This is a genomic window from Paenibacillus sp. JT31N17, from assembly GCF_056269255.1.
On the sequence record NZ_JBWDNP010000012.1, the window covers coordinates 211,368 to 233,687 of the forward strand.

General features: G+C 51.9%; 12 protein-coding genes. 4 read left to right on the forward strand and 8 right to left on the reverse strand.

Annotated features, from left to right (window positions below; genetic code table 11):
* Positions 1-36: 36 nt before the first annotated feature.
* From AC0YOB_RS28575 to AC0YOB_RS28585, 3 genes are all read right to left on the reverse strand, one after another.
* Positions 37-879 (reverse strand): carbohydrate ABC transporter permease, encoded by an 843-nt coding sequence (locus AC0YOB_RS28575; RefSeq protein ID WP_475795679.1) that lies wholly within the window; start codon positions 877-879, stop codon positions 37-39.
* Entirely contained in the window at positions 876-1,865 is a 990-nt protein-coding gene (locus tag AC0YOB_RS28580; RefSeq protein WP_475795680.1) for a carbohydrate ABC transporter permease, read from the reverse strand. The genes AC0YOB_RS28575 and AC0YOB_RS28580 overlap by 4 nt, the downstream gene beginning before the upstream one ends.
* Before the next feature lie 91 nt (positions 1,866-1,956).
* On the reverse strand, positions 1,957-3,459 hold the full coding sequence (locus tag AC0YOB_RS28585; RefSeq protein WP_475795681.1) for an ABC transporter substrate-binding protein: 1,503 nt from the start codon (positions 3,457-3,459) through the stop codon (positions 1,957-1,959).
* Positions 3,460-3,655: 196 nt separating this feature from the next.
* Between AC0YOB_RS28585 and AC0YOB_RS28590 the strand changes: the two genes are divergently transcribed.
* Both AC0YOB_RS28590 and AC0YOB_RS28595 read left to right on the forward strand, forming a co-directional pair.
* Complete coding sequence (locus AC0YOB_RS28590) at positions 3,656-5,419, forward strand: cache domain-containing sensor histidine kinase (RefSeq protein WP_475795682.1); 1,764 nt, start codon at positions 3,656-3,658, stop codon at positions 5,417-5,419.
* Positions 5,416-7,071, forward strand: a complete 1,656-nt coding sequence (locus AC0YOB_RS28595) for a response regulator transcription factor (protein WP_475795683.1) — start codon at positions 5,416-5,418, stop codon at positions 7,069-7,071. Before AC0YOB_RS28590 ends, AC0YOB_RS28595 begins: the two co-directional genes overlap by 4 nt.
* 97 nt (positions 7,072-7,168) lie before the next feature.
* Here AC0YOB_RS28595 and AC0YOB_RS28600 read toward each other — a convergent pair whose 3' ends face one another.
* The 3 genes from AC0YOB_RS28600 to AC0YOB_RS28610 all read right to left on the reverse strand — a co-directional run bounded on the left by AC0YOB_RS28600 (position 7,169) and on the right by AC0YOB_RS28610 (position 16,298).
* Positions 7,169-7,504 (reverse strand): helix-turn-helix transcriptional regulator, encoded by a 336-nt coding sequence (locus AC0YOB_RS28600; RefSeq protein WP_475795684.1) that lies wholly within the window; start codon positions 7,502-7,504, stop codon positions 7,169-7,171.
* Between the two features lie 90 nt (positions 7,505-7,594).
* Positions 7,595-14,134: a chitobiase/beta-hexosaminidase C-terminal domain-containing protein gene (locus AC0YOB_RS28605; RefSeq protein WP_475795685.1), complete on the reverse strand. Its 6,540-nt coding sequence runs from the start codon at positions 14,132-14,134 to the stop codon at positions 7,595-7,597.
* A 355-nt stretch (positions 14,135-14,489) separates the two neighbouring features.
* Complete coding sequence (locus AC0YOB_RS28610; RefSeq protein WP_475795686.1) at positions 14,490-16,298, reverse strand: hypothetical protein; 1,809 nt, start codon at positions 16,296-16,298, stop codon at positions 14,490-14,492.
* Positions 16,299-16,594: 296 nt separating this feature from the next.
* Here AC0YOB_RS28610 and AC0YOB_RS28615 point away from each other — a divergent pair, with 296 nt between their 5' ends.
* Together AC0YOB_RS28615 and AC0YOB_RS28620 are read left to right on the forward strand one after the other, a co-directional pair.
* Positions 16,595-18,451 carry a discoidin domain-containing protein gene (locus AC0YOB_RS28615; protein WP_475795687.1) on the forward strand — a complete coding sequence of 619 codons (1,857 nt, stop codon included), beginning with the start codon at positions 16,595-16,597 and terminating at the stop codon, positions 18,449-18,451.
* A gap of 508 nt (positions 18,452-18,959) precedes the next feature.
* Entirely contained in the window at positions 18,960-19,400 is a 441-nt protein-coding gene (locus tag AC0YOB_RS28620) for a VOC family protein (RefSeq protein WP_475795688.1), read from the forward strand.
* A 65-nt stretch (positions 19,401-19,465) separates the two neighbouring features.
* Here AC0YOB_RS28620 and AC0YOB_RS28625 read toward each other — a convergent pair whose 3' ends face one another.
* Both AC0YOB_RS28625 and AC0YOB_RS28630 read right to left on the reverse strand, forming a co-directional pair.
* On the reverse strand, positions 19,466-20,314 hold the full coding sequence (locus tag AC0YOB_RS28625) for a helix-turn-helix transcriptional regulator (RefSeq protein WP_475795689.1): 849 nt from the start codon (positions 20,312-20,314) through the stop codon (positions 19,466-19,468).
* 223 nt (positions 20,315-20,537) lie between these two features.
* Positions 20,538-22,010 carry a protein adenylyltransferase SelO gene (locus AC0YOB_RS28630; protein WP_475795690.1) on the reverse strand — a complete coding sequence of 491 codons (1,473 nt, stop codon included), beginning with the start codon at positions 22,008-22,010 and terminating at the stop codon, positions 20,538-20,540.
* Positions 22,011-22,320 lie beyond the last annotated feature (310 nt).

A 22,320-nucleotide genomic window follows, 5' to 3' on the forward strand; every position in this document is an offset into this window, starting at 1 on the left:
TCCCAATTCACGATTGCGATACGCTTGTTTGCCCGGTTAACCTTTGATGGCTCCCGCCACTCCCTCGATAAAATACCGCTGCAAATACAAGAACACGATAATGATCGGAATGAGCGACATGCATGCCCCCGCCGCAATGCCCGTCCAATCTACGGTGTTCGTGCCGAAGAAATTATACATGCCGACGCCGAGCATCCGCAGCTCCGGCTTGCCGAGCGTGAAGATGAGCGGCACCAGGAACGCGTTCCAAGCGGCAATAAACGTGAAGATGCTGACTGTCGCAGTGATCGGCTTCGTTAACGGCAACATGATGTTGAAGAAAATGCGCGGCTGACTTGCGCCGTCCACGATGGCGGATTCTTCAACCTCCTTTGGAATGGAAGCGAAATAACCCATAAACAACAGAATCGACACGACCTTGGACGGCCCTGCTTCGGCCAGCGCAACCCCCAGCAGATTATTGTTCAGCCCAAGCCCGACAATCAGCTCGAACAACGGAATAATCGTAAATCCTTTAGGCAGGAACATCGCCACGACAAGCAGGCTCAGAATGATTTTTTTGCCCGGCATGTTCCCGCGGCCAAGCGCATAACCCGCCAACGACGAGATGATCAGCACAAGAACGATGACCAATGCCGTAACGAATACGGTATTAAAGAAGTACAGATAAAACTTGGCGCTCTCCCAGGCCCGCACGAAGTTGTCCATCGTCGGCTCCTTGGGAATAAGGCGCAATCCGCCCAGGAACATCTCGCCTTGCGACTTGAACGCGGAGGAGACCATCCAAAGAAAAGGATAACACCACAAAAACGTAAATCCGATCAAAGCGAGCTGCAGGACAGTCTGGCCGGCGGTTTTGCGTGCGCTAACCTGTCTCATGCCGTTTTTCCCCCTTTACCAGGCTTTAATCGTTTCCCGATTACAGCCTGGATGATGACAATTACAAATACGGCCAAGCTGAAGACGATACCGGCTGCGGATGCAAAACCGTAACGCGAGTTGGATTCCTCGGTCGTTTCGAACGCATAACGGTAAATATAAGTGTCAATGACGTCGGTGGATTTGACGGGTCCGCCTTCCGTCATCGTTTTGACTAAGTCGAAAGGGTGCAGATTGCCGATGAAAGTGAGCAAGACGATGATAATGCCGATCGGCACGAGCAGCGGGATCGTAATTCTCGCAAAACGCTGCACGGCTCCGGCTCCGTCGATTTTGGCCGCCTCATACAATTCCGCAGGAATGGTCTGCAAACCCGCCAGCCAATAAATCAGCGGCGTGCCAAAGGATTTCCATAACGAAATAACGAGCAGCGTAGGCAATGCTAGCTTCTGGGAGCCAAGGAAGTTGATCGGACTTTCGATAAGCCCCGTCTTCAACAACAATTCATTGATCGGTCCACCCAGAGGATTGAGCAAAATGACGAATACGATGCCGACGACCGCGGTCGTCGAGATGACTGGCAGGAAGATGAGCAAACGGTAAAAGTTTCTTCCTTTCACTGCCGGGTGATTAAGGATAATAGCCACGATAAGCGCTAACGGCAGCTGAATCAGCACGTTGCTCATCGCGAACGCGAATGTGATTTTGAATGCGTTCCAAAAGCCGGGATCCGTGTACACTTCGATAAAGTTGGCGAAACCGACATAGTCCGTCGGTCTGCCCGTTCCGTCCCAGTCAAAAAAAGCGTAATACCAGCTGCCGACCATCGGCCATATCGAAAATAGGACAAACGTGATCAGCATGGGAAAAACAAACAGGTAATGCCAACGATGCAGCTTCATCCGACTCCACAATCCGGATTTTGGTATCCCACCCGCAAGCGCAGCGGCTTGGGACGGTGTTGTTCTCTCTTGTTGTGCGTTCATTCCTTCCACTCCTTGTCCAAACCATTCTTTATGAAAAGAGATTCCCTCGGGCATCTTGCAGCACCCTTCGGGAACCTCCCCACGTCATCGCTTATTTTCTAAAATAATCCTGCATTGGATCCCAATCCGGGAACTTGATGTCGTCGATCACAATCGTGCTGCCGCCTTCGCGCGCTTTTTTCAATTCCGCTTCAATTAATTGATTCACTTGCTTGTCGTATTCGGCGAATACCGCCTGGACGTCTTCATTGTTAATGATCACTTTTACGCCAAGCTCTTTGATTCTTGGTTTCGGCAATCCTTCGACGATCGGCTTGGACAATTGGTCCATGGCGGCGTTTTTCAAGCTCATGTGCGGAGCCAGGCGCAACGTTTCGTTCATGACATCCAGCAATTGCTGCGAAATGTTATCCATTTCAATACCGTCATACGCGTTTTTTACGACAACCATTTCTTTTGTTGCTTGGAAATATGCTTTTTGGAATTCCACAGAGCCGAAGAAATCAAGCACTTTCCATGCCGCATCTTTCACCTTGGATTGGGAACCGATCACAAACTTCGGTTCAGCCGGAGTTGGCAAATCGCGGTAGCCTTTGCGGCCGCCGTCAATAACCGGAGCAGCAGCGATGCCCAGCTTCACATCAGGGTTCAGCTTCAGGATTTCAGCCGCTTGCCAAGCCGCTCCGACGAACATCGCCACTCTGCCTGCCGCAAATTGTTGATGCATTTGCGCCGGATCCCAGTTTTCCCAGCCAGGAGCCAATACTTTTTGCGCGTTTAAGTCTCTGAACATCTCGACAGCGGGAGCCATCGACACTGCCGCCGCCTGTCCGGTCAGCAAGCTGATCGGCCATTCGCTTTCCTGTCCAATGACGCCGCCTTCTGCCGATACGGCAAACCCTGCGATCGACGCGGAGAACGCGCCCATATCTTTACCCATGATGGAAGTGCCGTACACTTGGCCTTTTCCTTCTTTTGTAATTTTCGTAACGGCATCTTTAAACTCCGTATACGTTTGCGGCGGAGCGGTGATACCATATTGCGCTAACACGTCCATATTGTAGAACAACGGTCTTACTTTGCTGAAACGAGGATCCTGCAGCGGAACGCCGATCAGCTTGTCTTTGTAACGAAGCCAGCTGTCCTTCTCGAATGAACCTTCCGGGAAACGGGCTTCGAATTCCGGCGTTACATATTCGTCGATCGGCTGCACCCAGCCGTTGTCGAATGCAAGCTGCCATTGCGCCTTGCCGCCGACGATGAAGAAAATGTCCGGTCCTTCATTCGATGCAAACATCAGCTGTACCGCGTTGTTATACTGTGCCGATGGATTCATCTGCAAATCGATTTTGATGTCCGGATTTTTATCCATGAACACTTTGACTTGCTCTTTGTAGAACGCTTCATCTTCGGCGCGCGCCGAAGGCAATACGATCTTGACCGTTTCGGGTTCTTTAGGCGGCTCTGGTTTATCCGTTGCCGTCCCGGCGCTCTGCGCAGGTTCCCCGGCGTTATTCGTATTGGCACAGCCGGCGGACACGATCGTGCACAGGGCAAGCATAGTCAGTGCCAACGTCTTAAATTTGTTTTTCACGGTGTTCGACTCCCTTTTCTGTTTGAGTAGTTTTGATCTTATTGTAGCAACGACCTGTGCCGCGCCATATCCCATGTTTCTATGATCGAGGTGGATTAATCTATCAAGATGGGCAAACGTATTGACATGCGTACGCCGCTTGCTTAACAATGAATTGAACATTCGACTACTATAAATCCACTGGACAGGTGAAGAGATGGGAAATCTGCTCCATTATTTGCGGTTTACCAGACGCATCCGATTCAAAATCTTTTTTTTGAATTCAACGGTCGTAATCGCCGCAGTGCTGCTCCTCGGCTGGTTCGCCTACCGCTATACGCTCCAGATCGTCACGGATACGCAATTGGAGCGCATGGAATTGCTCGCCAACCGCACGGAAGAGCAGTTGGAACAAACAACCGGCGATTTGCAGAAGACGCTTTCCTTAATTTCAAGTCAAATCGCGCAAACATCGCTTGCCGACAAAGAAATTATTTCCAAGCTTAATCTGTATACCTATTCTATGTATCCTCTTACGCAAAGCCTGTATTTTATCAAACCTGCGGGGCATGTCATTCAAGCAGAAGGCAATTCTGCCGTGCCGCCGGAGATTGCCGAGTATATCGTCAAACAAACCGGTGATAAAGCTATCGCTTATATAGGACCGTATTACTCGCCTGCAAAGGGACTTATCAGCACGGTTACGGCGAACGTGAGGCAGGGCACCGAAATAAAAGGAATTTTGGCAATTGATATTAATTTCGAGAAAATCAGCACGATCTTCATGGACAGCAATATCGATAATGAAATTTCCGCCCTGCTGCTGGGCAGCCAGCTGCAGCCCATACTTAGCGACGTGAAGCTGCGCGGCGCCTTCCAGCAGCAGGATTACACGGAGCTGCTTCCGCTTATGCAGGAGCTTGTCAAAACAACAAACGCCAAAACGAAAATGGTCACATTCCAAAACGATGAATATATTGTCCGCATCAGCACGCCGGACATATTCGATTGGAAGCTGCTGCACTTCGTCAATAAAGACCGTTTTCTTGAAAAGGTCGAACGGTTTAAAAATTATACATTCTGGTTTGCCGTCGTTTTTACGATGATCGTCTTTATTTTATCACTCTACTTGGCTAGATCGATCAATCAACCGATTCAGAAACTTATCATCCAGATGAACCGGATCAAAAACGGCAACTTGAAAATCCGTATCGGCCTGAACCGGCAAGACGAATTTTTGTCCTTGGCGGATTCCTTTAACGAGATGCTCGATCAGATCGAAACGCTTGTCGAGGAAAAGGTGCTGATCGAAAAAGCGAAAAAAACATTCGAGTTACGAGCGTTGCGATCGCAAATCAATCCTCATTTCTTATATAACACGTTAAACTCGATCAACGCGCTCGTGGATTTGAACAGAACTGACGAAATTCCTAAAGTGCTGAATGCGCTCGTGCGTCTGTTTCAGTACACAATGGATCACGGTCTTGAATTCACCGACGTCCGCACGGAGCTGGACGGACTGGAACAGTATGTGTATCTCCAGCAAATCCGCTATCAGCATAAGTTTGAGGTTTGCTACTCGGTCGACGAAGAGCTGATGTCATACAAAATGTTAAAGCTTTCCCTCCAGCCTATCGTTGAAAACGCGATTTTCCATGGCATTAAAGGGAAGAAAAAAGGCGAAGGGCTTATTCAGATCGGCGGCGGCTTCGCCAACGGCAAATCTTCTATTGTTTTGTTCGTTGAGGACAACGGGACCGGGATACGGCCGGAGCGGCTCGCTCAGCTGCTCCTTGAGAGCGCCCAGCCTTCTGCGCCGCAGCAGTTGAAAGGGTTTAACTCCATCGGGCTGCGCAACGTTCATGAGCGCTACCAGCTTCATTATGGCAAAGAATACGGATTATCGATAACCAGTCAAGAAGGAAAAGGCACTAGAGTCGAACTTAAACTACCCACCTTGAAAGGAAATGACGCTGTATGAAGTCGGATTTGATTATTAGCGAAAGTATTCGCTGCGTGATCGTCGATGACGAAGCGTTAGTACGGGAGCGGTTTCGCGTCGGTTTCCCTTTACAGGAGCATGGGTTCGAAATCGTCGGAGATGCCGAGGATGGCGAAGAAGCACTCGAACTGTGCAAGAGGTTGAATCCGGACATTGTCATTACGGATATCGTGATGCCGCGGATGGACGGGCTGCAGTTGACAGAACAATTAAAAACATTGATGCCGCGCGTCAAAGTCATTATTTTGTCGAACTATCAGGAATTCGATTTTGCGCGCAAAGCCGTGCAGCTAGGGGCGATCGGCTATTTGCTGAAAGTCGTATCCGGTCATCGCGAACTGCTGGATCTGCTCGAGCAAGCCCGCAAGGAGATCGAAGCGGATCGCGAGCAGCTCATCACCAAAATTCAGGAGCGGCACCGCTTCCAGCAAAGCAAGCCGCTTTTGCGCAAACAATTTATGCTGAATGTCATGGACCGCATGTTCTCCTCGCCTGCAGCGATTCGCAAGGAATGCGCGCAGCTTGAGCTGCACCCTCCTTCCTACGGTTTTACGATCGCTTATTTGGAAATCGATAAATTGTCCGAGCTGAAACGAACGTATCACACCCGGGACATTTCCTTATTTAAATACGTGCTGATGCAAATGATTGAAGAAGTTAGCAATTCCCACTGCAAGGGCAATCTGTTCCCATGGATGGAGGAGCATACGTTTTGCCTATGGCTTCATTGGGATTCGCCGAATCAGCTTGAGCAAGCGGAGACACAAGTCATCACGTTGTTTCAGAAAATGAATGCGTTTATTAAGCTTTATTTGCCCTTCACCGTTACCTGCTGCATCAGTCGGGCCAAGAAGCTGACCGAGGACCCGGTTTCGCTTCCTTCCCAGCTTAAGGAAGCTGTCAACGAAGCGGCTACATCGGCTCAGCAGCGCTTCTACCATTCACGCGCAAGAGCCTACACATATAGTCGGACAACCGCATATAAGCCTTTCTCCGAAACACAAAAACAAGCGCTGTATAATGCACTGCAAAGCATGAATCCGTTTCTGGACGAGACCGAATTGCGAAATGCCATGCATGAAGAGATCATTGTAAAAATTCATGAACAACTGGTGCAGCCTGCACATGTCATGGATTGGTTGGAAGAGCTTACGGAAGAGTGGACCGCGAACGAACCTTTGGGAGCGACCGCATTGGTCGATTGGTTAGGCTCAATTGAAGTGCTGCAGGATGTTGAGGATTATTTGGTTGTATTGGTTCAGTGGAAAAAGACGTTCCAAGTGTTATCCAGCAAAGACATTCATTATCGAACCGAAATCCAGGGTGCCCTTGACTATATTCACGCTCATTTTCATAAGCCGATCAGCGTGACAGATGTTTGCCGGCATCACAATATTAGCCCGAATTATTTCAGCCATCTATTCAAAGCCCAAACGGGAAGCAATTTCTCGGATTATGTGACCCACTATCGCATGCAAGCGGCCAAAAAACTGCTGATGGAAACAACGCTGCAGGTGCAGGAAATATCCGAACGGGTCGGCATCCCCGATTACAAGTATTTCACAAGGCTGTTCCGAAGATCGACCGGTCAGACGCCTAGCGGCTTTCGCGAACAGTCGAAACAACGTTGAATGGCTAACGCGGCGGCCTACCCTATCGGCTAAACAGAGGGTGTCGATGAATGGCGGGCAACAGCGTACCGATCCGTTGTTCGCGCCAGCGGTTTTTTTATGATTCGACCTCCAGCCTGTGCGCCTTGCGGTATTGCTCCGGCGTCATCCCCAACCGGCTCTTAAAAACCCGGCAAAAATAAGCGGCGCTGCCATAGCCGATCTGCCTGCCGACGTCCTGGATCGGCTTCGATGTCGTGCAGAGCAGGATGCAGCCTTGTTTCATCCTTCTCGCCGTAATATGTTCCGATAACGTGCTGCCCGTCTCTTGATGAAACAAATGGGAAAGATACGACGGCGATAAATACAGCTCGGCCGCAAGCCGTTCCAGTGCGCGGCTGCGCGTATAATTGACCTCCACCCAATCCAGAAGCTTATCCGAATATTTCATCATTTCCTTCCGCCCCCTCTTGCTCCACCTCCATGATGGACACAAATGATGGTAGAAAAGACAGGTCTGATGGCAGACCTGTCTTCCCTCATGTCAGTTCGCTAAAGCCAGTATGTTGCCGATCAATACGGCGGCTTGCGCTCTCGTAAGCACATCCTGCGGATGAATCGCGCCGTCGTAACCGCTGACTATTCCTGACCCGATCAAAGCGGATATGCTGTCAAGCGCATAGCCGGACACTTCGGTATCATCGCGGAACGCCTTCAAGGAGGTGGCTGTGTCATCAAGCTTGATTCCTTTGACTGCAAGCGCCCGATAAATGATCACCATTGCATCTTCGCGCGTTATGGCGGCATCCGGCTGGAACCGGTTCATCGCGTCGCCTTTTGCGATTCCCAGCGCCCTAGCCGACTCGGCCGCACTTGCATAATAAGCGTCTTTGCCGACGTCCTCGAACGTTTCCGCTTTATCTGGGGCTGTCAGGTTGTTTTGCTCCAACGCCCGCATCAGCATTAATAGAAAGTCCGCTCGTTTAATCGTACGCTGTGGACTAAATTGATTGTTCCCTGTCCCGAGAATGACATCACGGGCCGCTAAAAACTCAACCGCCTCTCTTGCCCAGGCTACTCCCGTGAGGTCGGCGAACGTTGTGTGCCGAAAAACGACAGCATACAGGCTAAAGTGAGTCGTTTGGAAGGTTACCGTTCCCGTAATCGGATCAAACTTCCCGTTCGGAACGGACTGCGCTTTCCCTGCGCCATCCACATACCAAACGACGATTCCATCCGGGTTGCGGAGCTCTTCGGCCGTAGGCGTATAACTGATCGTGACCTTTGCAGGCATATCCGGATTGTTCCAGTCTACGACTTGATCCCCTACGACTACGTGCAATGTAAGAGCAGGGCGATCTCCGATTTGATCTTTTACGTCCTTTGCCAGCTTGGAGATATCAGCTCTTCCTATGGCAATCCCTACTTGTTCGTCATGAATGGTTGTACCGGCCAACATTCCGCCTGGAATGAGTACTTTGCCCAAGCTCGTCCCGATTTCATAAGAAATGTCGGACTGCGCATCCTGCAGCGCCGCGGTTGGCAGCTGCAGCACATAACCATTCGCGCCCGAAATTCCAGGAATGTGAAGAGGCACGATTTTAGCCCCATTAACCGTTATAGCTAGTTTTAGAGCTTGCTTCAGCATATTGCGATCCAAGCCGGTAACCGCCAGCTTCGTTTGTTCATTCAGCTCAGGTGCAGGCACCTGGAATGGATCCGTTTCCGGAGTCGGCGGATTCGTTGGCGTTGGCGTTGGCGTTGGTGTTGGTGTCGGCGTCGGCGTCGGCGTCGGCGTCGGCGTCGGTGTTGGCGTTGATGTTGGCGTTACCGTCACCGTTACATTGCTTGTTGCCGAATAACTACCTTCTTCTGTTGTAGCTGTGATAGCGGCCGTGCCTTTGGCATGTGCGGTCACCGTTCCATCGCCATCCACAGTCGCAACCGCCGTGTTGTCGGAGGTCCATATGACGTTTTGGTTGGTTGCGTTCGCAGGAAGCACGGATGCCGTCAGTTTTCTCGAGTGTATCGGATCTGCCATATCGATTTGCAGATTTGCTTGATCCAGCTCGATGCCTGTCACGCTAACGTGTAACGGTGCCGATTCAAGCAGCAGATCGCCATATAAACTTGGATTTTTGCCGGATCCTACACCGCTCATATATTCGATCCATCCACGTCTTCCCGAGCCGTCATCGTCGTTGACAAGGAATGAGAATCCGATGCGCGCGGGCACTTCCGTTACGCCGTCCGGTAATATTTCATCCCAAGGAAGCGCGATTTCATACGTCGTCGTCTTATTCGCTTCATCCCGCTTGATATCTAACAAGCTGCTGAACTGATCGCCGGTCGATTTGCCGCTTGGAGCTGTCGATCTCCATTTTGCAGGCTGATTATCGGCCTGAAGCGCATAGGTAATTTCGCTATTGTAACCGGACTGCCCGATAGCATCGGCTCTTCCTGCGTCTATCGCCAACTGCAGGCTATCTCCGCGCCAAAGATCGGAACCCGTATTCGACTGAGCATGGACGTTGTCTATCACTTTTACCGAGAAGTAGAGGTTCTCCGCATCATGTTTCACGTATCCCGCCCCGCTCAGATCGTCAATGCCGGCCCAATCCGACTGATTGAACACAACCTGGCTCGACTGATTAAGGAGTGCTGCATCCGATCCGTCCCATTCGGTTGCTTCCCCGTCGATCTCCGGAGGTGTTAATGTCTCGCTCGAAGCAAAGAAGTTCACGCTTTTAGTCACATTCGTTCGAGTACCATTCTGATCGATCAGGAGCGAGAACGGTGTTGCTCCGGAATTGGCCGGAAGCGGCGCAGGAACGTGAACGGTTACTGTCGCCGATTGACCTGGCCCGATGTCATCGAAGGCGACTGGAGCCACAGCGGCCGCCCATTCTGCCGGACTTGTTACACTCACCGTGCCGCCAATGCTTGGCTGCAAGGTCATTAAATTCTGAATGGTAACGGCGATGCCCCAACCGGAGCCGCCAGCCACCCGAACCGGCTTGGTTTTGACCTCAATTTGATCTGTATTTGCCGTGTACTGCGGGATTGCGGCTAACTGGTCGCTGGCGATATCAATGATCGCACCGCCTTGGGTAGCGGTGTCGGTGAACGAATTCGCCGTCAATTTGAGCGACTTGAGCGTGCTGTCCTTCACCCAGATGCCCGAGTATGGCGTAGATTGAATTGTATTTTCGGTAATCGTGAAATTCCCGCCCTTGGACATCATCGAGCTGATCGCGCCGTAAGTCAGCGTATTGGACCCCGTATTCGTGTTGATCAGCGTGTTGCCCCTAACGGTAATCCGATCAGTAGGGTACACTTCGCTTGTGTAGTAGAACAAGACGCCCGCCATATGCGTGTTCTTGATCGTATTGCCGGTCGCCAGCACGTTGTCGCCGGATGCGAACGCGATGCCGCTTTGCTCCGATTTGTCCTCGCCGTCTATCACGTTGCCCGCAAGACGAACGTACTGCGATTGACGCGAGAGACTGCCTTGTTTGTTCAAGAAGATCGCATGGTCGCGGTTGCCCGTCAATGTGGAGTTTTCTACGTACACCTGTCTGGATGCCAGAATTTGAATACCGCTCATGTTGGAGTCGGATACCGTACTCGACTGAACGGATACGCCCGTTGACGCATCCACTTGAATACCCGCTCCGCCGGACTGGGTTACCGTAACATGCTCCGCTACGATCCCACGGCTGCCGGTAATATCAAGCAGGGAGCGATTATGACGCATAAATGGTTTGTCCGCCAGCTCCAGCTTCACGCTGCGAACCGAGGAATTCGTCATATTCATGAGACGGAGCCCGTAATGGTCCGCACTCGTGAATCGCAGCACCGAGCTGTCCCCGTCGCCGACGATATGCACATTATCGCGATCGGCGACAAGCAGATGATGATAGATTTTGCTGTAAGGCACCGATTCTTTGCCTGGATCAGGCGTCAGCGCATACGTGCCTGCCGGAATACGAAGCGTGCCGCCCGAAGCCGGGATTGCCTTCAAAGCCTCGTAGAACGCCAAAATATCATTTGTTGTTCCGTCGCCTTTTGCTCCATAATCCTTAACGTTGATTTCATTCTCCGCAGGTTCGGCGACTGGAGCGCCCGCCCACTCCGTCTGAGAAGCCTCCGCTGCGATGGAAGCGTATGGATTCGTATAAACAGGCTGATCCCCGACGATCGGGAAGCCGTCCTGATACTCCGGTCTGGACACGCCTTGAGAAACTTTGTTGTTCTCGAAGTTTACCGAACCGCCTAACGTAGCCGCGTTGAAATTCGCGCTTCCTCCGTTCCCGAACATATCGTTGTCCGTGACTTCGATATTGTTGACGGTAATGTTGGAGTTGAACACCAGGGCATGCCCGGCAACGGCGGCGATTTCGTTATTTTTAATCTTCACGTTGCTTACCGTGGACGCCGGTCCCCATGGATTGAAGAAAATTCCGTTCGATTGGCCGCCGTAAACGAGGTTATTTTCAATCGTCAGATCGTCTTTGTATTGGTTGAATGCGATGGCGCCTTTCTGGTTGTCATTCAGCCCCATCAATCCCGAACGGACAATGGTATTGTTTCGGATCACTACGTGTTCGGTATCGTGACCGTTGCCGGCGACGCTGCTCTGTCCGCCGTTGTTCGTGTACACGCCGGACGACTTGATATTTTCCAGCCAGTTGTTCTCGACAACATGATTGATGCCATTAACGGTAATGCCGCGTCCCCAATAGCTATTCAGGATCGTGTTATTCAAATAATGATGATTTTCGGTAATCGGATGTCCCTTATCGTCGATACTCGCGATGGAGTCGTCATTGGCTCCGTCAACGAAGTTGTACGCTGCCACGACATTCGCAACGTTGGCAAAGTGGATCGCGTCCGCCGCTGTGTTGCGCACTTGCGTGTCGACGACATAGACGTTTCTGGCGCCTTGCCAGAATACGGCTCCGATATTGCCTTGGTCGATCGTGACGCGGTTCATCTGAATGTTGTCGCCCGTCGTGGCAACGGTATAACCGCCTGCTCCGCCCCTTGAATCGTAGCGCGGGTACCAGGAGAACGCCAGATCCTTATACGAAATATCGTTGCCGTCGATTCTCCAGCCATACGAGAGACCCGGGAATACGCCGTTCCGGTTTGTCCACGTTCTTCCTTCGGGCAATGAAGGAATGCCCGGGAGTTTGAAGCGGATCACCGATTCGACGCCTTCGCCGATGAAATGAATGTTGTTGTAATTGCGTTTCCATGCCCAGCGATTAGCCGGGTCCGTCAAATCGGCAGGGAAGTAATAATAGCCCTTCGGTACAAAAACAACGCCGCCGCCAACCGCTGTCAATGCGGCGATCGCATCGTCGAAGGCTTCTGAGTCGCTGGTGTCGCCATCGCCAACCGCGCCGAAATCTTTGACGTTCGCCACGGGCATCGCGGTATAGTCCAGACGAGGCATGTTTTCCAGACCGGGTCTGTCATAGAAGCTGTCGGGCAAATTCTCTACAGTCGTTGTAGGGTTATAAACCGAATAGTTATATTGAACGATCGGGCTGTCCGAAACGCCGCCTTTGGAAGCGTAAGCTTTCAACATCATATCGTCGGAAAGCGCGACAGGCGACGTATATTGCACGCGTGTCGGCGAGCTCTTCGGATCGCTTCCGTCCACTGTGTAATAGATCGAAGCGCCGGGGGTCGGCGTCGACAACACAATCGGCGTGCCGTTAAAATATTTGCCTGATGTCGAGCTTGCCGTTACGGTCTCCGCAGGCAATACGGTATAGGAAAACCCGGATACAACGCTGTCTTCTATACCATCCTGCGTCGCATACACGCGAATCGTTACTGTCACGTCAATGGGGATTGGCGACGTATAGAGCTGCTTGCTCCCGGATGTGATGGGATCGGTACCGTCAACAGTATAATAGATGCTTGCGCCTGGATTGGACGTGAACGCAATCGTCGTTCCGGCCGCGACATTGCCAGAAGGAACCGACGCGTTCACGGGCTCGAACTTCGAAGCAAGCGTGTACGTAAACGTCGATACGGCGCTGTCCGTTAATCCTTCGATATGGGCCAACGCGTTTATGGTCGTGGAGCTCGTTATCGTAATCGGCGACGTATACAGGATGCGTGTTCCGGAGCTTGCCGGGTCGCTTCCGTCAAGCGTGTAGTAGATCGTTGCTCCTGCTGTCGGGCTGGACAGCGTTACGGTGCTGCCCGGCATGACCGATCCGCCGGAAGGAACGCTTGCCGTCACCGGAGATGCGGAATAATATTTTTGCTTTAAGTAGTTTTCTACAGCGATGCGGTCTTCGTCGGGAAGAACGCCTTTGTACACCAGCACCTCTGAAACGTCGGCTGCCATATGCAAATTGCTTGTGCTGTAGCTTTTTCCAAGAACATAACTTTTGAAGTTGCCGAAATTTTTGAAGCTTGCGTTGGTAACCTCAGGCGCTGCCTCGCCGTTTCGGTACGCCCTCATCACGCCGGCATCCGTATCCATCGAGACCGTAAGCGTAATGGGATCCAATGTCGACGCCGTTTCGATATTGCCTGAAGATGTCCCTTCTTCTCTCGGTCCGAGAATCATCAATCGTTGCGGGGCGTTCGAGCTGGTCACAATTGACCAAGCTCCGACATTGACGCCGTAATCGTTGGAGAAAATGCCTCTGGCGCCGGTTTGCGTCAGGTTGTTCACTTTCATCACCATTATGACCGTGCTGCTCCCGGTCCATGGCTCCTTCACCGTCGTGCTCAGAAAGGTCTTGGGATTGCCGGTAAACCGGATGGCCGGCTTCCCGTATACTGCATCGGTGACGAGCATCGGATAGGCCCCTGCCGTCCCTTGTATAACATCGTTGCCGCTGCCGGATTGATCCGCCCATAGACTGACTTGTCCGCCGGCATCCGCCGCTACCCCTTCATCCGCCTTCAACCAGAGATCAAGCCCCTCGGTTGGAATCATTTCATTCTCAAGAGCGGATACGACTTCTAGATTTGCAACCTGCGGCCACGGCAGCAGACTCAGGAGCATGGCCACAACCAAAAGAAGCGAACATTTTTGTTTGAACGCTTTCACTCTTCATACCTCCCCAATTTTTTGAATGCGCTTACTCGTGGAATATTGTACCAATGCTACTCTTCCCTTTATATCCGACGATGCTACGAACGATGTGCACATTTCTATGAATCTCCTATATTCGTAAAATAGGACTATTACGCCGTAGTAAATCATCATTTTTCGATACCCTTGCTGTGCCCGACGGCAGATTGAGTATGTCGACGACTCCGTTGCTCGGGAAACAGCGAATAGCCCCCACCTGTTCATGAAGTGGGGGCCATTCGCTGCTTTTACTCCCTCAAGGATACACGTTGTATTTCGCCTGGGAAGCTTGAATTCGACGTCTTCGCCGATTACAAATCTTCGCCGAAGATCAGGTCGTCGCCTTCAGCGCCGCCGTCTGCTTGCGGCTTTGCAGCTCCATATGCACCTTCAGATTTGGACCCGGGCTTACCGCTGTCGCAAGTGAATATAATCCATTTCGGTTGCCGATCACGCGTTCCCCTGGAAGCACTCCCGATTCTGAACATACACGGTACACATGTCTGCCCATCTGAACCTCTGCTGCTGAGGCAGAAATTAGCGGATTTCCGGCATGTATGCCGTTGTGAACCAGAAGCGGTAGCTGGCAGAACATCTTCGGCGAGTACGGTGAGAGCGCCTCAGACTTCACTACAACGCCATCCTTGTTTATGCTGTACGTTTCCGTGATCCCCTCGCAACCACGGAATGACGGGCCAGAGTATGTGAGGCGGAACGAGACTCGTTCCTTGCTTTCCTGCACCATATCCAGCTGGTTGCTCAAATCACGCAGCCCGCTCAAATATTGAATGTCTCCGTCTCCTGTAACCCATCCCGGGCTGATGGCAGCCATGCTCCTATCCACTGTTTCCGGCAGCGCGTAGCTCGCTTCCGAGGTGAATGGCATGGAAAGCGCCAGCTCGGTCGGAACCCCGGTCTTGTGGATACGGCCGAGGCCGCTTGCGTCGTATATGTGGTTTGCGTTCGTATCGATCTGCACCGAATAGCCGCCGCAATTAGCCACGATCATATGGAAATGCTCAGACGTCTGCAGGCAGTATCCTCCCGTCTCCGCAGGACAAGGCCATTCTTCGATCTCATCATCGGCGAACAAAAAAGCCAGATAGGCGTTCGTGCCCATCGTAGCCATATATTTGTCGTAGAACGCGTACGTCTCCGTGCCGTAAGTCGAATGTGTCGGATAAAAATTGCGGATATGGCGCGGAGGCTCCGCCTGCAGCCAGCGTTCCGCGCTGGCCGCCGTCAGCCTCGCAGCTCGCTTGAAGGCGCCAGCAGTCTTCAAATCCCCTTTGCGCTTGTAGCGCGTAGCCTCGTATTCGAACAGCGCCGCATATATCGCGTCGGCGAACAGAAATTGATTGCTTCGTCCGCCGTACGCCGTCTCGAAAGCAGCCGATTGCAGAAACAAGGACATAAGACCGGCCTTCTCCAGCTGTTCGTCTAATGCTGCGGCATACTTACCCGCATAGCCGAAGTGCAGCATGATCGCGATCTGTATGCGTGTTGCCCCGTCGTACAGCATCGGGCATCCCGGATCCTTATACATGCCGTTCTCGTCGAACAAGGACAGCTGGATCGGCCAATGCTCGTCGAAATAATCGCGGGTATCGGTCAGCCCCTCCGTCTCGCGCAGCCACTCCCCTGCCATGTTGTACACATTGATGTTATGAAGCTGGGTATGGCGGCTGACGGAACGCAGCGTGAATTCGTAATTGCTCCAGGGATCGACCAGAGCCAGATCCCGGAGCCACTGCTCGCGCCGCTCCGGTTCGGCCAGATGTCCGGCGGCCTTATAGGCCAGCATAAATTCCTTCACCGCAAAATCATTGCGGTGATTGCCCGTGATCCGCGAGTAGCTGCCGCTGCATGCATCCATCATCCGCAACCACAACCCAAGGCAATCCGGCACGCGCCCATCCGCAAGCAAAAATCCGATGAGCGCAGTCAGCCGCGAGAATGACTGAATGTCGGAGGGAAGCTCGCCCGGCTGCGGACATTTGCCCTCAATCTTTACTTTGGCATAACCTTGCAGCGCCAGATTCATTCCATCCGCATAGCTGCTGCGGGTTCTGCCTGTAGGCCTAAACGATTCCGGCTTCTCCAACCCTCGCAAATACATATGCATATCTTCGGCCCTCATTGTGAACGCTCCCTCCAACATAGATTCGGCTTGTAGATATAACTCCAAACTATGGGTACCTTCCTGTTCGCCAATATGTGTGATGACCGTATCGCCAATGGGGATCCAAACGAGTCGTTTCCTTCATTGTACCAATTCCGATCTCCCCATTATATCCGACGATGCTACGAACGACGTGCACGTTTCTATGAATCTCCAACTATCAAAAAATAGTGCGAATAAGACGTAAATAAGTGCAATCGCGCATTTGTATACTTGAATTGAAAGCGATTCCAAAATTGAAAGGGAGTATGATGATGAGCAAGCTTCAATTCAATCGCATGTGGAGGTCGGTGCTGGCGTTCACGTTGGCCGCTGCCTGGGGCCTGAATCTGATCGGCGCAAATCCTGCTAAGGTATGGGCGGCAGACCCGGTGTTGTCCCAGGTTAAGGAGGTAACGGTTAGTTCCGCTCAAGCCGGCAATGAAGGCGACAAAGCGAATGACGGCGACAGCAGCACCCGTTGGTCCGCGGCGAACGCCACCATGCCGCAATCGTGGGTCGTCGACCTCGGCGAAGTAAGGGCGTTGACCAAAGTAACCGGACAATGGTACTTCAGCTCCAGCCGATCATACAAGTACAAAATCGAAGTCAGCCGGGATAATGTGACCTATACGATGGTCGTCGATAAAACGAATAATACGGCGACCGGCGACACAATCGATACGTTTATGGACGTGGGCCGATATGTGCGAATAACGGTTACGGGCTGTTCGCTGGCCGGCGCGCACGCATCCGCATACGAATTTCAAGTGTATGGCAAACCGAATGTCAACATTACAAGCTTCGGCGCAGTCGCTGCGACCGACGTAGACAATACGACCGCCATTAACAATGCAATCAGCTCCGCCAAGTCATCGGGCTCTGCCGTTTACGTGCCAAGCGGAACCTTCGAGCATGCCGGTCTGATCCAACTGGACGGCGTCGTCATGTATGGTGTCGGCACGTCGTCGATCCTCGCCGCAACGAGTTATACGCATCAGTCCGTACGCATGACGAATTCGAATGCGGCGCTCAGCGATCTCAAATTGACGGCCGTCACTTCCGCTCGCTCATCGACCGACATCACCTCCGCCATCTTTGTGGAAGGCACGATAAGCGGAGGCACGAGCAGTATCGGCAATTTCCTGATCCAGCGGGTATCGGTTGATGGAGCCAACAGCGTAGGCATTATGATTAAAGGGGCAAGCAACGGCATCGTGCAGCTCAATACCGTTAAAAATACTTTAGCGGACGGCATCCATACGACGGCGGGCTCCTACAATATCCGCATCCGCAACAATGAAGTCAGTTCTACCGGCGACGACGGCATCGCGGTCGTCAGCTATCAATTAAAAGATCCTCAAGCCGTTCACGATGTATGGATTACGAACAATTCATTTGCCAACCAGCCTACGTCGGGACGCGGAATGACGGTTATCGGCGGCAACAATGTCACCATTCAAAACAATACGATCTTGAATACAAAAAATGCCGGTATTCTGGTCGCCTCCGAATCCGCTTATTCCACTTTCGGAGTAAACGACGTCCTTATAGACGGTAACACGGTGACAGAGAGCGGAAGCACGGCGAAAAGCCACGGGGCGTTAATGGTCGCCTCCAACTTTAACAACATTTCCAACGTCACGTTCTCGAATAACATGATCTACAACTCCCGCACGACAGGCATCAACATTACCGGCAACAGCGTGCAAAGCGTCACGTTCTCGAACAATACGATTACCAGCACATCGCCAAGCCTCTCCAGCACAATGAACGAAGGCGCGATCATCGATTCGGCCTTTCAGGGCACGGCTACATTCACGGGCAATACGTTCATTCGCACGGCGACATCCGGTCTGAGATGGAAAAACAGCATGACTGCAGGCACTCTGAACGTGACAGGGAACACTTTCCAAAATATCAACACATCGAACACGGCCTCCAACGATGTCATTAACCTGGGCACAGGCACAGTCACCAACGTCAAAATCCAGAACAACACGCACACGAACGAAGCCGGCCACACGGTCAACTACTTCCTGGAAGAGCAGGTGAACGGCACGCAAACCTACAGCGGCAACAGCAGTCCGCTGCAATCGTACATTAACGGCTCTGCCGTACCGACGCCGTAAACCTCAAACATCAAACAGGTCTATGCGCATGCGCATAGGCCTGTTATACATGACCAGGTCACAGAAGAATGAGGCTTCCCATGGTAGGGTGATATCAGTCGGTTCAGACTAAGGTTTACCCTGTCATCGGGCAAATGGATAAAGAAAGCTTTTCATCGGAAGGGGTCCAATGATATCCGGTTCGGTCATCCCATTGATTAATGGAACTCTCATGATAAATAGCCTCCTGTTTTATCTCAGCATCCAAACGTGCACGCTCTAAGCGGGTGTCTACGGCCTGCAGACAGCTTTAGAACCCCGAGCGGGATACGGTAAGCAACCTTTCTTTCATATATGCCACCACCGAAATCCCCTTCTCCAGCACTATATAAATAATTCAACCCTATGACAAAGTCCTTATAATTCATATGCCATATAAAAGGGATAAATGAAAGCAAACATTGGCATTTGCACGAATGTTGTACGATAAGGATGTACGTAAAATTCTTAATGAAAAGGTGGTTAAAAAATGGGTGTGCCAGCTGGGCAGCAGAATGTTGTTCCTTATATCATGGTTACTGACGGGCAGGTCTTGATCCAGTTTTTAGAGAGGACTTTTGGCGCTCAAGCCGGATTGATCGTCAAGAGTACGAACGGAAAAAAAATAACGCATGGTGAATTAAAAATCGGGGAAAGCCTGCTCTACTTCGCTGATGGTACGGAGGAAGCCGTCAATTGCGATGATGATTGCAGTGCGGGTGAACAGAAGTCCGATGCCGTACTTAAAGCGAAGGAACCATCGAATATTCACATGTATGTCTATGTTGATGACGCAGCAGAGGCCGTGCGGAGAGCGGAACTGGCAGGCGGCGCTTCTGTAATACCCGTTATGGAAGACGAAAATGGCATAATGGGCGGCTTTGTTGATCCTTTCAACAATTTATGGTGGGTCAAGTCACCCAAGCAATAACAATCGACAGGCTGCCGATTGATCCGGCAGCCTGATTGGTGTACAGCGTCTGCATTGCGGAAGCCTCAAATCCTTTTTGCCTCTGCTTCCTCTGACGCAACCGGAATGTAGACGCAGCAGTGCAAGTTCATATTGCCATTGAGACTGTCAAAAGAGTTGATGTCATACATGCGCTCTCCGGCTCCGGGGACCTGGTATAGCACCCGGCTTACTCTTTTGAGCTGGATATCATGCCGTTCCCACATGGCGGCGAACTCAGCGCTGTCCATGATTAATTGCTCAACCGTCTCGCGATACCAGGGGTCTGCCGCATAATTATCGTAATAAGTCCGGAAAACCCCGACCGAGTAGCGTGCAAACTCTTCCCAATTGATCAGACGCCGCCGCAATTCCGGATCAACAAACAATAACCGGATCAAGACACGTTCCTGAGCGGGCAAGGCTGCGAAGTCCGCAATGATTTCATTGGCTGCCTGATTCCAGGCAAGCACTTCCGATCGATCATTCGTTATGAAGGCTGGATACGTTAATTGATTGATAATAATCTGCCACTCCGAATTGATTTGCGCATCCATCGAGACAGAGGGAGCGGATGAATGGGGACTCGACAGCTGAATGAGATGCAGGCGCTCATCTTCGGTCAACTGCAGCGCTTTTGCGATACTCTCAATGACTTCCCTGGATACCGCCACATCCCGCCCTTGTTCCAGCCATGTATAATAAGTCACGCTGACTCCTGCCAGAAGGGCAGCTTCTTCCCGTCTAAGCCCTGGCGTTCTTCGTCTGCCGTAGGAAAAGTTGATGCCGGCTTGTTCCGGCTGGAGCCGCTCCCTGCGTGATTTCAGGAATTCACCCAGCGTTTTCATTTTAATGCCGTTGGTGGCTATATGCGCCCTCTCCTTCGAAACTCTCACTGATCCATACCATTAAAGTATAATCCGTTTGGATCGAATTGTCATATCGCGTCAAGGGATGTTATGCCATATTGCCGAAAGTCTATTCCGTAAACAACGTCGAACAAAATAAAATCTTCATGCTGATGAGGCCGATACAATTGTATCGGCCTCATTCTCTTTCGTGTGTATTCTCTTTCGTGTGCAAATACGGATAATTTGAAGCAGGTTAAGACCGGAAGACTCAGGTGCCGCAATAGGTTCGATAAGGTTGGGAGGAATGTTCAGGCAGCGAAGTATACTCCTCCTCTTCGGGGGAGTGCGCGTAAGGCTTCGACAGCACAGCCAGCAGCCGCTGCAGGACGCTGAGGTCCCCTTTCACGGCGGCCTCGAGAGCGGCTTCGACCCGGTGGTTGCGCGGGATAACCGCAGGATTGCTGTCCCGCATCAACTGCTGCGAGGCTGGCTTCGCTTGCTCCTGCCTGCTTTGTCTCGCCTGCCACCGGTCATGCCATTGGACAAATTCGGCGGTGCCATGCAGTACTGTCTCTTCCGTTCGATCCCAAGTAAGAGCGCGGAAGGTATTCGTGTAGTCCGCGCCATGCTTCTGCATCATCTTGAGGAGATCATCAATCAGAGCTTCATCCTCCGGCTCTTCATTGAAAACTCCCAGCTTCGCCCTCATGCCTGCCAGCCAATTGCTGCTGTACAGCTCGCTAAATTGCGAGATCGCCTCTTCGGCCAGCCCGACTGCCTGCTCTTCGTCGTCATGCAGCAGCGGCAATAAAGCTTCGGCAAGTCTCGCGAGATTCCACTTGGCGATGCGCGGCTGATTGCCATAGGCATAGCGGCCTTGGCTATCAATCGAGCTGAAGACCGTTTCCGGGTCATAGGCATCCATGAAGGCGCAGGGACCATAATCGATCGTCTCACCGCTAAGTGTCATGTTGTCGGTGTTCATCACCCCGTGAATGAATCCCGCTTGCTGCCATTTGGCAATCAGTGAAGCCTGACGCTGTATTACATTCCGAAGCAGGGACAGGTAACGGTTCTCACCGGCATCGCTGTCTTTAAAGTGTCTATCCCATGTATAATCCGCCAGAGCCCGGAGGTCGTCGATCGCATCACGTGCCGCCGCATATTGAAAAGTGCCGAATCTCAAATGACTGGCAGCTACGCGGGTCAAAATAGCGCCAGGCAGTTCCTCCTCGCGAATCACCGGTTGCCCTGTCGCTACCACCGCCAAGCTGCGGGTGGTCGGAATACCAAGCGCATGCATCGCTTCGCTGATGATATATTCGCGCAGCATCGGCGCGAGCGCAGCCCGGCCATCGCCGCCGCGGGAATACGGCGTACGGCCGGAGCCCTTAAGCTGTATGTCCACCCGTTCGCCCGCAGGCGTAATCTGCTCGCCCAGCAGCAGCGCCCGTCCGTCCCCCAGCATCGTAAAATGGCCGAATTGATGCCCTGCATAAGCTTGAGCGAGCGGCAAGGCTCCCTTGGGAACCCGGTTCCCGGCAAGCTCCGCTACTCCGTCCTTGCTTTGCAGCGCCTGGCTATCCAGCCCGAGTGAGACCGCCAGCTGCTCATTGAATATCACTAATTCCGGTGACCGTACGGGGATTGCATCAAGCGTGGAGAAGAAGGCTCCCGGCAGCCGCGCATAACTATTGTCAAAGCTCCAGCACGGTTCGATTCTTGTTTTCTCTTCCGCCATTATGTTCACTCTTCCTTCTGATTAGTATTGCTGATAGTATACCCTCTCGTGTGCCGCTTACACATGCCTGCTGCCCTATCAACTGCCATGATTCTCCAATGTCCAGCATCAGACCTTGATGGCTCTTCAGCAGGCTTCAATCGTTTCCTGAATGAGTTTCATCAAGCGGATATTTCCCCAGGCGATTGGCAATCGTTCCCGATGAAGTCTTGTTCCTCAGAGAAGTGTATTCATAATATCTTCGCGCTTCCCCAATTTCCCCATCTTCCATTATAGTACATTTTATTCTAATTACTTTACCTTATAGACA